The organism is Streptomyces sp. NPDC003036, assembly GCF_040611175.1.
In the GTDB taxonomy this organism is placed as follows: Bacteria; Actinomycetota; Actinomycetes; order Streptomycetales; family Streptomycetaceae; genus Streptomyces.
This window is the reverse complement of record NZ_JBEXNO010000005.1, coordinates 188,300-201,010: the sequence shown is the minus strand read 5'-3', so window position 1 is coordinate 201,010 and position 12,711 is coordinate 188,300. Positions and strand designations below refer to the sequence as shown.

The 12,711-nt window shown below is 72.2% G+C and carries 11 protein-coding genes; 5 read left to right on the top strand and 6 right to left on the bottom strand.

Going from position 1 to position 12,711, the window contains the following annotated elements:
* Positions 1-102: 102 nt before the first annotated feature.
* Complete coding sequence (locus ABZX67_RS06070) at positions 103-1,383, bottom strand: saccharopine dehydrogenase NADP-binding domain-containing protein (RefSeq protein WP_355355225.1); 1,281 nt, start codon at positions 1,381-1,383, stop codon at positions 103-105.
* A 78-nt stretch (positions 1,384-1,461) separates the two neighbouring features.
* Positions 1,462-2,022 carry a hypothetical protein gene (locus ABZX67_RS06065; RefSeq protein ID WP_355355222.1) on the bottom strand — a complete coding sequence of 187 codons (561 nt, stop codon included), beginning with the start codon at positions 2,020-2,022 and terminating at the stop codon, positions 1,462-1,464.
* A gap of 151 nt (positions 2,023-2,173) precedes the next feature.
* Between ABZX67_RS06065 and ABZX67_RS06060 the strand changes: the two genes are divergently transcribed.
* Genes ABZX67_RS06060 through ABZX67_RS06045 form a run of 4 tightly spaced genes read left to right on the top strand, consistent with a single transcriptional unit; the run spans position 2,174 to position 7,981 of the window.
* Entirely contained in the window at positions 2,174-3,391 is a 1,218-nt protein-coding gene (locus ABZX67_RS06060) for a CaiB/BaiF CoA-transferase family protein (RefSeq protein WP_355355219.1), read from the top strand.
* Positions 3,388-4,548, top strand: a complete 1,161-nt coding sequence (locus ABZX67_RS06055; RefSeq protein ID WP_355355216.1) for an acyl-CoA dehydrogenase family protein — start codon at positions 3,388-3,390, stop codon at positions 4,546-4,548. The genes ABZX67_RS06060 and ABZX67_RS06055 overlap by 4 nt, the downstream gene beginning before the upstream one ends.
* Before the next feature lie 3 nt (positions 4,549-4,551).
* Positions 4,552-5,769, top strand: a complete 1,218-nt coding sequence (locus tag ABZX67_RS06050; protein WP_355355213.1) for an acetyl-CoA C-acetyltransferase — start codon at positions 4,552-4,554, stop codon at positions 5,767-5,769.
* 34 nt (positions 5,770-5,803) lie between these two features.
* The gene (locus ABZX67_RS06045) at positions 5,804-7,981 is read left to right on the top strand and encodes a 3-hydroxyacyl-CoA dehydrogenase NAD-binding domain-containing protein (protein WP_355355210.1); all 2,178 of its coding nucleotides are present in this window, start codon (positions 5,804-5,806) and stop codon (positions 7,979-7,981) included.
* 115 nt (positions 7,982-8,096) lie between these two features.
* Here ABZX67_RS06045 and ABZX67_RS06040 read toward each other — a convergent pair whose 3' ends face one another.
* On the bottom strand, positions 8,097-8,834 hold the full coding sequence (locus ABZX67_RS06040; RefSeq protein ID WP_355355207.1) for a MerR family transcriptional regulator: 738 nt from the start codon (positions 8,832-8,834) through the stop codon (positions 8,097-8,099).
* A gap of 125 nt (positions 8,835-8,959) precedes the next feature.
* On the opposite strand from ABZX67_RS06040, the gene ABZX67_RS06035 reads away from it, so the two are divergent.
* On the top strand, positions 8,960-9,448 hold the full coding sequence (locus tag ABZX67_RS06035) for a macro domain-containing protein (protein WP_355355265.1): 489 nt from the start codon (positions 8,960-8,962) through the stop codon (positions 9,446-9,448).
* Between the two features lie 163 nt (positions 9,449-9,611).
* Here ABZX67_RS06035 and ABZX67_RS06030 read toward each other — a convergent pair whose 3' ends face one another.
* The 3 genes from ABZX67_RS06030 to sph all read right to left on the bottom strand — a co-directional run bounded on the left by ABZX67_RS06030 (position 9,612) and on the right by sph (position 12,514).
* On the bottom strand, positions 9,612-10,178 hold the full coding sequence (locus ABZX67_RS06030; RefSeq protein ID WP_355355204.1) for a hypothetical protein: 567 nt from the start codon (positions 10,176-10,178) through the stop codon (positions 9,612-9,614).
* A gap of 282 nt (positions 10,179-10,460) precedes the next feature.
* Positions 10,461-11,444 (bottom strand): cation diffusion facilitator family transporter, encoded by a 984-nt coding sequence (locus ABZX67_RS06025; RefSeq protein WP_355355201.1) that lies wholly within the window; start codon positions 11,442-11,444, stop codon positions 10,461-10,463.
* Between the two features lie 113 nt (positions 11,445-11,557).
* Positions 11,558-12,514, bottom strand: a complete 957-nt coding sequence (sph, locus tag ABZX67_RS06020; RefSeq protein ID WP_355355262.1) for a sphingomyelin phosphodiesterase — start codon at positions 12,512-12,514, stop codon at positions 11,558-11,560.
* Positions 12,515-12,711 lie beyond the last annotated feature (197 nt).

Sequence of the window (12,711 nt, the reverse complement as noted above, 5' to 3'; positions counted from 1 at the left end):
CGCACGTGGTGTCTCGGGGTGCGGGGTGGCGGCGGGGGGGGCGGCCCCGGCGCGGGCGGGGGGGGGGCCGCCCGCCCCGGGCGCGCGCTCGTGGCGGCGCGGTCAGCGGGAAGCGGCCACCCGGAAGACGATGCCCGCCGCCCGCAGCCGGTCCAGCAGCGCGTCGCCCATCGCGACGGCCGTCGTGACCTGGCCGGCCGTCTTCGGCAGCGGGTCGAAGGCGAGGCAGAGTGCCGACTCGGCGAGCATCTTCGCCGTCTCGTCGTAGCCCGGGTCGCCGCCCGCCACCTCGGTGAAGACCCGCCGCCCGCCGCCCTCGCCGACGAACCGCACGCTGAACCAGCTGCGCGCCCGCCGCTCCACGTCCGGGCCGCTCCCCGGTTCGTAACGCTCCATCAGCCACCGCCGTACGGCGGGCACCTGGGCGAGGGCGACGCCCGCGCCGACGGCCGCCGCACCGCCGAGCGCCATGGGGAGGGTGCGGACGGCCGCGTAGTGGCGGTAGCGGAAGTCGGGCCCGTACCGGGGGAGTGCCGCCGCCGAACGCTGCACGATCCGCGGGTCCAGGGTGGGCAGCGGCAGCGCCCACGCCCCGGTCTCGCGGCTGAAGCGGGGCCCGGCCAGCGGAGCCCGGGCCCGCCGCCCCACCAGCCGCGGCTCGTGCAGCCGTCGCTCGCGCGCCGCCCGGAGCATCTGGCGCCCGCGGCCCATCGCGGTGAGCGCGGAGGCGAAGGTTCCACCGGAGAACACGGCGTTGGTGCGGACGAAGCCGTCGACGCGCAGCGGCACGTCCCGCGGCAGCTGCCGGACCGTGAAGTAGACGCCGAGGTCGTACGGCACCGAGTCGAAGCCGCACGCGTGCACGAGACGGGCCCCGGTCTCGCGGGCCCGCGCGTCATGGCGCACGTACATCAGGTCCGTGAACTCCGGCTCCCCGGTCAGGTCCACGTAGTCCGTGCCCGCCTCGGCGCAGGCGGCCACCAGGGGCTCGCCGTACCAGATGTACGGTCCGACGGTGGTGGCCACGACCCGGGTGGACTCGGCGAGCTCGCGCAGGGAGCCGGGGTCGGCGGCGTCGGCGTGCAGCAGCGGCAGCTCGGCGCAGGCGGGGTTCTCGGCGGCGAGCCGCTCGCGCAGCCGCTCCAGCTTGTCCCGGCTGCGCCCGGCGAGCGCCCAGCGGCAGTGTGCGGGCGCGTGCCCGGCCAGGTAGCGGGCGGTCAGCTCTCCGGCGAAGCCGGTGGCTCCGAAGAGCACGACGTCGTAGGGCCGCGCCTCCTGCGCCGGGGCCTCCTGTGCCCGCGCCCCTTGCGTGCGCGCCTCCTGCGCCCCTGTCCCCTGCGCCCCTGCCTCCTGCGCCCGTTCCGTGCTGTCCCGTCTGTCCATCCAGCCCTCCGCGTCCCAGGAGCCCCACGCGTGCAGTGCGTGCGGAGCTGTTGTCGGTGGCAGAGGCTAGCGTGGGTGTCAGCGGTAATCGTCCGGGTGGTCCTGCATCCAGACGTTGATGCGGTCGCGGGTGCCGATCAGCTCGCTCTGGTGTTTCTTGAGGTTGTCGAACGAGGTGTCGCCCTTGAGTGAGGTTCGCAGCGCGGCGATCCACGCGATGGGTTCGGGGAAGTGGCCGGGGCCCTTGGGGTCCGCCTTCATGGCACGGTCCAGGCCGTCGAGCTCTTCGTGGACGCGGGTGAGGAAGTAGGAGCAGTTGCCCGGCGTGCAGCTGTCGCCGAGCGTGGCCTGGAGCCCGGCGAAGGCGTCGCGCACCTTCTCCGGACCGGGGTCGGAGTCGGAACCGGAGCCGGCGGCCGGAGAGGCGCCGTCGCCGGTCTCCGGTGCGGGGTCCGCCTCCTGGGTGTCGTCCTGCCGGGTGTCACCCTCCTGGGCCGCCGCACCGTGCGCCGGCGCCGTCGTGGCCGTGGTCGTCGCCCGGGCCCCGGCCGGGTCGTCGCCGCCGCCGGAGCAGGAGATCAGCAGCGCTGCCACGGGCGCGGCGAGCAGGGCGAGGGGCCGACGGCCGGATATACGCATGTCGCGACCCTAGCAAGCAAGTTCGGCCGGAATCGGGCGCGGTCGCTCCGCTCCCGGAGGCGGAGTTGTCCACAGGTCTTGTGCGCAGTGAAACGTGTTCTTAGCATCAGTGCTGTTACAGCAGTTGTGTCACACCATGCTGGGGGTTCGAATGGCAGCGACAGGCACCGGCCCGCTCGCCGGGGTGCGCGTGGTCGAGCTGGCGGGCATCGGCCCCGGCCCGTTCGCCGCCATGCTCCTGGCCGACCTCGGCGCCGACGTCGTACGCGTCGACCGGCCCGGCGGCGCGGGACTCGCCATCGACCCGGCGTACGACCTCACCAACCGCAACAAGCGCTCGGTCCTGATCGACCTCAAGGCCGACGGCGCACCGGAGCGGGTGCTCGACCTCGCCGAGCGCGCCGACGTCCTCATCGAGGGCTACCGCCCCGGCGTCGCCGAACGGCTCGGCATCGGCCCCGAGCCGTGCCTGGCCCGCAATCCGAAGCTGGTGTACGGGCGGATGACCGGCTGGGGCCAGGAAGGCCCACTCGCCCAGCGTGCCGGGCACGACATCTCCTACATCGCCGTCACCGGCGCGCTCTCCATGATCGGCAAGGGCGACGAGCCGCCGACCGTGCCCGCCAACCTCCTCGGGGACTACGCGGGCGGCGCCCTCTACCTGGTCGTGGGCGTGCTCGCCGCGCTCCACCACGCGCGCGGGGAGGGCGGCAGCGGGCAGGTCGTCGACGCGGCGATCACCGACGGGACCGCCCACCTCGCCACGATGATCCACGGCATGATGGCGGCCGGCGGCTGGCAGGACCGGCGCGGCGCCAACCTCCTGGACGGCGGCTGCCCCTTCTACGGCACCTACGAGACCGCCGACGGCCAGTACATGGCGGTCGGCGCGCTGGAGCAGCGGTTCTACGACGAGTTCACCGCGCTCCTCGGCATCGAGGACACCGCACCCGCCCGCAAGGACTTCGCCCGCTGGGACGAGCTGCGCGCCGCCGTGGCCCGGCGGTTCAAGGAGAAGACCCGCGCCGAGTGGACCGCCGTCTTCGAAGGGGCCGACGCCTGCGTCGCCCCCGTCCTCTCGCTGCGCGAGGCGCCCGCACACCCGCACCTCGCCGCCCGGTCCACCTTCACCGTCCACGGCGGCATCACCCAGCCCGCACCCGCGCCCCGCTTCTCCGCCACGCCCGGGACCGTGCGCCGCCCACCCGCCCAGCCGGGCGCCGACACGGACGAGATCGCCCGCGACTGGGGCGTACCGAGCATCCGTACCACCGGCTCGGACCAGGCCACCGGCTCGGGCCAGGCCAACGACTCCGACCATGCCACCGACTCCGACGGCTCCGACGACGACAACAGGGGGACCGGGTGAAACGCCGGATCTTCAGTGCCGAGCACGACGCCTTCCGCGAGACCGTCCGCACCTTCCTCGCCAAGGAGGTCCTCCCGCACTACGAGCAGTGGGAGAAGGACGGCATCGTCGCGCGCGACGCCTGGCGCGCGGCCGGCCGGCAGGGCCTGCTGGGCCTCGCGGTGCCCGAGGAGTACGGAGGCGGCGGGACCGCGGACTTCCGCTACAGCGCCGTCCTCGCCGAGGAGTTCACCCGGGCCGGCACGCCCGGCTTCGCGATCGGCCTGCACAACGACATCATCGGCCCCTACCTCACCGGGCTGGCCACCAAGGAGCAGAAGCGGCGCTGGCTGCCCGGCTTCTGCACCGGCGAGACCATCAGCGCCATCGCCATGACCGAGCCCGGCGCCGGATCCGACCTCCAGGCCATCCGCACCACCGCCGAGGACAAGGGCGACCACTGGCTGCTCAACGGCTCCAAGACCTTCATCTCCAACGGCATCCTCGCCGACCTCGTCATCGTCGTCGCCAGGACCACCCCCGAGGGCGGCGCGCACGGACTGTCCCTGCTGGTCGTCGAGCGCGGCATGGAGGGCTTCGAGCGCGGCCGCAACCTCGACAAGATCGGCCAGAAGTCCCAGGACACCGCCGAGCTGTTCTTCCACGACGTACGCGTCCCCAAGGAGAACCTGCTCGGCGAGCTCAACGGCGCCTTCATCCACCTGATGACCAACCTCGCGCAGGAGCGGATGGCGATAGCGGTCGCCGGCATCGCCGCCGCCGAGCACCTGCTGGAGATCACCACGCAGTACGTCAGGGAGCGCGAGGCGTTCGGGCGGCCGCTCGCCAAGCTCCAGCACATCCGCTTCGAGATCGCGGAGATGGCCACCGAGTGCGCCGTCACCCGCACCTTCCTGGACCGCTGCATCGTCGACCACGCCGACGGGGAGCTGGACGCCGTCCACGCCTCGATGGCCAAGTGGTGGGCCACCGAGCTGCAGAAGCGGGTCGCCGACCGCTGCCTCCAGCTGCACGGCGGCTACGGCTACATGGCCGAGTACCCGGTGGCCAGGGCCTTCACGGACGGCCGCATCCAGACGATCTACGGCGGCACGACCGAGATCATGAAGGAGATCATCGGCCGTTCCCTGCTCGACCACCCCTCCCGAAAGGCCTGACCAGTGAGCACCGAAGCGTACGTCTACGACGCGATCCGCACCCCGCGCGGGCGCGGCAAGGCCAATGGCGCCCTGCACGGCACCAAGCCCGTCGACCTGGTGGTCGGACTCATCCACGAGCTCCGCGACCGCTTCCCGGGCCTCGACCCGGCCGCCGTCGACGACATCGTGCTCGGCGTCGTCGGCCCGGTCGGCGACCAGGGCTCCGACATCGCCCGGATCGCCGCCATCGCCGCCGGACTGCCCGACACGGTCGCCGGCGTACAGGAGAACCGCTTCTGTGCCTCCGGACTCGAAGCCGTCAACATGGCGGCGATGAAGGTCCGCTCGGGCTGGGAGGACCTCGTCCTGGCGGGCGGCGTCGAGTCGATGTCGCGCGTCCCGATGGCCTCGGACGGCGGCGCCTGGTTCAACGACCCGATGACCAACCTGGAGACCAACTTCGTCCCCCAGGGCATCGGCGCCGACCTCATCGCCACGATCGAGGGCTACTCGCGGCGCGACGTCGACGAGTACGCCGCGCTGTCGCAGGAGCGGGCCGCCACCGCCTGGAAGGAGGGCCGCTTCGAGCGGTCCGTCGTCCCGGTCAGGGACCGCCGCAGCGGCCTCGTCGTCCTGGACCACGACGAGCACATGCGGCCCGGCACCACCGCCGACTCCCTCGCCTCCCTCAAGCCGTCCTTCGCGGCCATCGGCGACATGGGCGGCTTCGACGCCGTGGCGCTGCAGAAGTACCACTGGATCGAGAAGATCGCCCACGTCCACCACGCCGGCAACTCCTCCGGCATCGTCGACGGCGCCGCGCTCGTCGCCATCGGCAACAAGGAGGTCGGCGAGCGGTACGGGCTGACGCCCCGCGCGCGGATCGTCTCCGTGGCCGTCTCCGGATCCGAGCCGACCATCATGCTCACCGGTCCCGCCCCGGCCAGCCGCAAGGCCCTCGCCAAGGCGGGGCTCACCATCGACGACATCGACCTCGTCGAGATCAACGAGGCGTTCGCCGCGGTCGTGCTGCGCTTCGTCAAGGACATGGGCCTGTCGCTGGACAAGGTCAACGTCAACGGCGGCGCCATCGCCCTGGGCCACCCCCTCGGCGCCACCGGAGCCATGATCCTGGGCACCCTCGTCGACGAACTGGAGCGCCAGGACAAGCGCTACGGCCTCGCCACGCTCTGCGTCGGCGGCGGCATGGGCATCGCCACCGTCGTCGAGCGCGTCTGACCGTCCCGTCCGCACCCCTTACGGAGAGCAGCACATGACCGAGAGCACCACCATCCGCTGGGAACAGGACGAGACCGGCGTCGTCACCCTCGTCCTGGACGATCCCAACCAGTCCGCCAACACCATGAACCAGGCCTTCCGCACCTCCATCGCGGCGATCGCCGAGCGCGCGGAGGCCGAGAAGGACGCGATCCGCGGCATCATCTGGACCTCCGCCAAGAAGACCTTCTTCGCGGGCGGCGACCTCAAGGACATGATGAAGGCCGGGCCCGAGGACGCCCAGCGGGTCTTCGACACCTCCACCGAGATCAAGAGCGCGCTGCGCCGCATCGAGACCCTCGGCAAGCCCGTCGTCGCCGCCATCAACGGTGCCGCGCTGGGCGGCGGTTACGAGATCGCCCTCGCCTCGCACCACCGCGTCGCCCTCGACGCGCCCGGCTCCAAGATCGGCCTGCCCGAGGTCACCCTGGGCCTCCTGCCGGGCGGCGGCGGCGTCACCCGCACCGTACGGCTCATGGGCATCGCCGACGCGCTGCTGAAGGTGCTCCTCCAGGGCACCCAGTACCCGCCCCGGCGGGCCCTGGAGAACGGCCTGGTCCACGAGGTGGCCGCCACCGAGGACGACATGCTCGCCAAGGCGCGGGCGTTCATCGACGCGCACCCCGAGTCCCGGCAGCCCTGGGACGTACCCGGCTACAAGATCCCCGGCGGTACGCCGTCGAACCCGAAGTTCGCCGCCAACCTCCCGGCCTTCCCGGCCAACCTGAGGAAGCAGCTCAACGGCGCCCCCTACCCGGCGCCGCGCAGCATCCTCGCCGCCGCCGTCGAAGGCGCCCAGGTGGACTTCGAGACCGCCCTGACCATCGAGGCGCGGTACTTCACCGAGCTGGTCACCGGGCAGACCGCCAAGAACATGATCCAGGCGTTCTTCTTCGACCTCCAGGCCGTCAACGCCGGCAGGAGCCGCCCCCAGGGCGTCGAGCCGCGCACCGTCCGCAAGGTCGCCGTCCTGGGCGCCGGGATGATGGGCGCGGGCATCGCGTACGCCTGCGCCAAGGCCGGCATCGACGTCGTCCTCAAGGACGTGTCGCTCGAAGCGGCCGAGAAGGGCAAGGGGTATGCGGTCAAGCTGCTCGACAAGGCGCTCGCGCGGGGCCGGACGACCGAGGCCCAGCGCGACGAGCTGCTGGCACGGATCACCCCCGCCGCCGACCCGGCCGACCTGGCCGGCTGCGACGCCGTCATCGAGGCCGTCTTCGAGGACACGGCGCTCAAGCACAAGGTGTTCCAGGAGATCCAGGACATCGTCGAGCCCGACGCGCTGCTGTGCTCCAACACCTCCACCCTGCCGATCACCCTCCTGGCGGAGGGCGTCGAGCGCCCGGCCGACTTCATCGGCCTGCACTTCTTCTCGCCGGTCGACAAGATGCCGCTCGTCGAGATCATCAAGGGCGAGCGGACGGGTGACGAGGCGCTGGCGCGCGCCTTCGACCTCGTACGCCAGATCAAGAAGACGCCGATCGTCGTGAACGACTCGCGCGGCTTCTTCACCTCGCGCGTCATCGGCCAGTTCATCAACGAGGGCGTGGCGATGGTCGGCGAGGGCGTCGAGCCCGCCTCCATCGAGCAGGCGGCGGCGCAGGCCGGCTACCCGGCGAAGGTGCTCTCCCTGATGGACGAGCTGACGCTCACCCTCCCGCGCAAGATCCGCGACGAGACGCGGCGGGCCGTCGAGGAGGCGGGCGGCACCTGGCCGGAGCACCCCGCGGACGCGGTGATCGACCGGATGGTCGACGACTTCGGCCGCACCGGCCGTAGCGGCGGCGCGGGCTTCTACGAGTACGACCAGGAGGGCAAGCGGCAGGGCCTGTGGCCGGGCCTGCGCGAGCACTTCGGCGGATCCGGGGCGGGGGCCTCCGTTCCCTTCGAGGACATGAAGGAGCGGATGCTCTTCTCCGAGGCGCTGGACAGCGTCCGCTGCCTGGAGGAAGGCGTGCTGACGTCGGTCGCCGACGCCAACATCGGCTCCATCATGGGCATCGGCTTCCCGGCCTGGACCGGCGGCGTGCTCCAGTACATCAACGGCTACGAGGGCGGCCTGCCCGGTTTCGTCGCGCGGGCGCGGGAGCTCGCCGAGCGGTACGGGGAGCGGTTCCAGCCGCCGGCGCTGCTGGTGGAGAAGGCGGAGCGGGGCGAGACGTTCGGCGACTGAGCCCCGGTCGTCGGGGGGGCCGTCCGGGTCCACCGGCCGGTCGCCCCGGTGCCGGTCCAGCGCGGGCCCAGCGCGGGCACAGCACCGCGCCCGGCAGGCCCGCACCGCCCCCGGCTCACTCCGCCCGGAAGGCCGCGCGCAGCTCCTCCTTCAGCGACCGCTGGAACGCCGTGACCAGTGCCTGCACCACCAGCGGCTGCATATGGGCGGACAGCGACTTCATCGCCGCCAGGTGCTCCGGATCCGACTCACGCTCCCGGTACGGGTTCCACACCTCGTCCCGGAACAGCCGCGTCAGCTCCTGCGCCGCCGAACGGGTGTGCTCCAGCAGCACCGTACGGGCCGCCAGGATCGTCTCGTGGGCGATCGGCACGTCCAGCAGCCGCACGCCCAGCCGCAGCAGCCCGGCGTCCACCCGGTAGGTGTCCGGGTCCTCCGTCCGCGCCAGTACGTCCATCGCGGTCAGCCGCGCCACGTCCTCCTCCGACAGCGCCCGGCCCGCCCGCCGCTCCAGCTCCGCCCGCGACAGCTCCTCCGGCGAGTCGGGCGCCCAGGTCGCCACCAGCGCCCGGTGGATGGCCAGGTCGTGGGCGCTGAGGTCCGGAGGCAGCTGCTCCAGGTACCGTTCGATGGCGGCCAGCGTCATCCCCTGGTGCTGCAACTCCTCGATGAGCGCGAGCCGCGACAGGTGCTCGGGGCCGTAGAGCCCCACCCGGCGCGGCCCGATCACCGGCGGCGGCAGCAGCCCGCGCGTGCTGTAGAACCGCACGGTGCGCACGGTGACACCGGCCCGGGCCGCCAGCTCGTCGACGGTGAGCGTCGGCTGCTGGTGCTCCTCGGTCTCGGTCGCCATGGGGGCCTCACTTCCGGTGGTGCGGCGTGCGATGCGTCGGTGAAACAGTATTGCTGTCTCACCAACGATGTGAAAGTCCGGTGCGATGGTCAGTGGTCGCCCGTACGGTGGTGAGCGTGACAGGGATGCAGGAAACCGCTCAGGTTTCATACGTACAGGGGGACGCCACCACGCCGGTCGGCAAGGGCGTCAAGATCATCGCGCATGTCTGCAACGACCTGGGCGGCTGGGGCAAGGGCTTCGTCCTCGCCCTCTCGCGCCGCTGGCCCGAGCCGGAAGCCGCCTTCCGGCGCTGGCACCGGGAGCGCGCCCGCAACGACTTCGGCCTGGGGGCCGTGCAGTTCGTCCAGGTGGAGCCGTACCTCTGGGTGGCGAACATGGTGGGGCAGCGGGGGATCCGCACGGGCAGCAAGGGAGTGCCCGTGCGGTACGAGGCGATCGACGCCGCCCTGGACAAGCTCGGCGCCAAGGCCGCCGAGCTCGGGGCCTCGGTCCACATGCCGAGGATCGGCTGCGGGCTGGCGGGCGGTAAGTGGGCGCGGGTGGAGCCGCTGATAGCCGAGCGGCTCGTGGCGCGGGGCGTACCGGTGACGGTGTACGACCACGCGGGCTGAGCCCGCGTCAGACGGTGGGATCGTCCGTCGGCACGCACCCGTCCACGTGTTGTCCGGTCCCGGCGGTGGGCGTCGGCTCCGCCGAGCCGACGGCGCGCCCGCCCATGGCGGACGCGCCGGCGCCGGGCGGACCGCGGTGGCGGAGCCTGTACGCGGCCGGAGGTCAGACGCGGCGGGCCTGGGGGCCGGCCGTGCCCGCGCCTTCGCAAGCGGGGTCCTTGGGCGGGGTGGGCGGAGCGAACTGGACGCAACTGGTGGTGGGAGTCACGTTGCCCACGACTTCGACGAGCCGGAAGCAGACATTGATGCCCACCTGCTTGTCCATCGGCCCGAGGACGAGATCGGGACGGAGGAACGGAACGATGGTCCAGCAGCCGTTGCCGGAGGGGAGGATGTACCAGCGCTGAACGTCGGCCCGCTGGCCCTCTTCGTTGAGCGGGCGGGCGTCCTGGAGCAGAATGCCCGTTCCGGTGGGGTTGTTGGGGTCGATCGCCATCTGCTTCTCGTCCGTCATGGCGCTTTGCAGACGGTAGACGACGTTGCCGTCGCGTACGTCCTCACAGATGATCTTCCACAGGTGTTTCTTGTCGTTGATGGTCGACAGGGGATACGTGCGGATCTGGAGGTCCCACTCCTTGGTGATGTAGCCGCCACTGAGCTGGTGCACGATCATGACCGGCTCGCCCTTGCAGGCGGAGCTGACGACGGCGCTGAGGGAATTCTGATACATCGCTTTTCCCTTTCGGTGGTTCCCGAATGGCGCGCGGACACATTCCAAGGACCGCGCGCTTTCGGGGAGGCGTCGGACGGATGTCCCGACGGTGATGTGGTGCTCATTCCCTCGTGCGCCAGGCCGACCCTGGAATGGCAATCACCCGCCACATTCGCCCCGCCGTGCGCGCCGCGCGTATACGGCACATGCCGTACGTGGATACCGAAATGCGGTTCCGTTGATTTTCCGGAAAGGTCGCGCCGCTATCCCGCCCCGACGTTCGCCGGCGGCCGGGGGGGATTACGCGCTCCGGCCGTCCACGGCCGGGAAGTGGTGCGCCAGCACCTCATGCGGGTCCGCGTCCGCCGCGTGGCCGTGGTCCACGTGGACGGTCACCGAGGCCAGCCGGGGCACGCCGTGCAGCAAGGCGTGCTCCGCCGCGACCGCCACCGCGTGCGCCTGGACGACCGTCAGCGACGGGTCGACCACGACGGACGTCTCGGCGCGCAGCGCATGGCCCAGCCACCGCATCCGCACGGCCCCCACGCCCCGTACGCCCTCGACGTGGGCGAGCGCGTGCTCCGCACGGTCCACCAGGGCCGGGTCCACCGCGTCCATCAGCCGGTGCCAGACCTCCCGCGCCGCGCCCCGCAGGACGAGCAGGATCGCGGCCGTGATGGCGAGCCCGATCAACGGGTCCGCCCACCGCCACCCCAGCGCCGCGCCGCCCGCGCCCAGCAGCACGGCGAGCGAGGTGAACCCGTCCGTGCGGGCGTGCAGCCCGTCGGCGACCAGCGCGGCCGACCCGATGCGCCTGCCGGTGCGGATCCGGGCACGGGCCACCCACTCGTTGCCCGCGAACCCCACCAGCCCGGCGGCCGCGACCGCCGGCAGATGACTGACCGGCTGCGGCTCCAGCAGCCGCCGCACCGCCTCGTACCCGGCGAACACGGCCGACGCCGCGATCACCAGCACCACGAACACGCCCGCGAGGTCCTCGGCGCGCCCGTAGCCGTACGTGTAGCGGCGCGTGGCGCCCCGCCGCCCGAGGACGAAGGCGAGCGCGAGCGGCAGCGCCGTCAGCGCGTCCGTGGCGTTGTGCACGGTGTCGCCGAGCAGCGCCACCGAACCCGACAGCACGGCGACGACCGCCTGGGCGACGGTCGTCGCGGCCAGCACCCCGAAGGAGAACCACAGGGTGCGCAGGCCCTCCGCCGACCCTTCCAGCGCGGCGTCGATCCGCTCGTGCGGCTGGTGGTGATGGTGGTGTCCATGGCCCGTCATGGACACCACCATGGCAGCTCAACACCCCTGCAGCCACTGCGGAGATACCGCCTCCGACCAGCTGCGAAGCGCTCGCGCCTGCGAGCCGTCGGCGACTGGCCGGCGACCGGCGCCTACCGGCCGGACGCCACGACCGGGTAGTGGTCGGACAGGTTCGTGTACGTGTACCGCTTGCCCCAGCTCGACACCGTCCAGGGCGCGCTCTGCTCCTTGATCACCTCGTTGGTCCAGCCGGCGGGCCGCGCGTGACCGGCGCGGTGCAGGACGTAGTCCAGGTCCTCGCGCGGGTCGTCGGGGTAGCGCTCCGCGGCGATCGAGTTCTGCTCGGTGTCGAAGGAGTACGGGTGCCCCGTGCGCGCGTCCGCGCCCGCCAGGCCCGCGTCACCGAGCATGGCGGCGTACTCGGCGCTGTGCGAGTCGACGTTGAAGTCGCCGGCCACCAGCACCTGCTCGGACGCCGGGATGTTCTTCGCGTCCAGGAAGGCGTCCATCGCCTTGAACTGCCGGCTGCGCACCTGGGCGGCCTCGCCCGCCGAGCAGCCCGGGTCCGTCGACTGGGCGTGCGTGCCCACCACATGGACGCGCGTGCCGTTCACGTTCAGCACCGCGTAGACGAAGCCCTTGTTGGAGTACCAGTCCGCGCCGCACGCGTCCTTGTAGACGTACTGCTCCTTGCGCACGATCGGCCACTTGCTCAGCACGGTGACCCCGCCGTCCTCCGGCGTCGTTGCCGAGTACGCTCCGCTGGTGGCGTCCCAGCCGTCCTTGCCGCGCCCCATCACCGGCGTCTGGTACGGGTACTGGGCGGCGGAGTTGCGCAGCAGTGCGTCGGAGGCGCCGTTGTCGAACGCCTCCTGGAGAACGACCACGTCGTTGCCCTGGTAGAAGCCCGTCTTGGGGATCTCCGCCGCCCGGTGGTCCTGGCCCCAGTTCGGGTAGAGGTTCTTGCTGAACAGGAACGCGTTGTACGAGAGGACCTTGAGGTGCGGCGTTCCGGCGGCGGCGGACGCCGAGGGCGCGGTGGCGCCCAGCGTGGCGGCGGCGAGCACCACGGGCACCGCGGCGGACAGGGAGCGGCGGATCAGGGGACGTGGCACGACGAACTCCTGCGGAGTGAGGGGGGTTTGGACGTGGCGCCGCACATCACATCATCTGCGGTTACTTTCCGGTAGCCATCGGGTGGACCTTTCCCGACGCGTGAGGGAAAGGCCGCGGTTGCGCCGGACCTTGTCGCGGCGGTGCCCGACAGGGTGGACACCGCCGAGAG

Coding starts and splice junctions, on each gene's coding strand:
- ABZX67_RS06035 (WP_355355265.1), top strand. CDS start 8,960: ATGCAGGAAACCGCTCAGGTTTCATACGTACAGGGGGACGCCACCACG.
- ABZX67_RS06025 (WP_355355201.1), bottom strand. CDS start 11,444: ATGACGGGCCATGGACACCACCATCACCACCAGCCGCACGAGCGGATC.
- ABZX67_RS06040 (WP_355355207.1), bottom strand. CDS start 8,834: ATGGCGACCGAGACCGAGGAGCACCAGCAGCCGACGCTCACCGTCGAC.
- ABZX67_RS06045 (WP_355355210.1), top strand. CDS start 5,804: ATGACCGAGAGCACCACCATCCGCTGGGAACAGGACGAGACCGGCGTC.
- ABZX67_RS06030 (WP_355355204.1), bottom strand. CDS start 10,178: ATGTATCAGAATTCCCTCAGCGCCGTCGTCAGCTCCGCCTGCAAGGGC.
- ABZX67_RS06060 (WP_355355219.1), top strand. CDS start 2,174: ATGGCAGCGACAGGCACCGGCCCGCTCGCCGGGGTGCGCGTGGTCGAG.
- ABZX67_RS06065 (WP_355355222.1), bottom strand. CDS start 2,022: ATGCGTATATCCGGCCGTCGGCCCCTCGCCCTGCTCGCCGCGCCCGTG.
- ABZX67_RS06070 (WP_355355225.1), bottom strand. CDS start 1,383: ATGGACAGACGGGACAGCACGGAACGGGCGCAGGAGGCAGGGGCGCAG.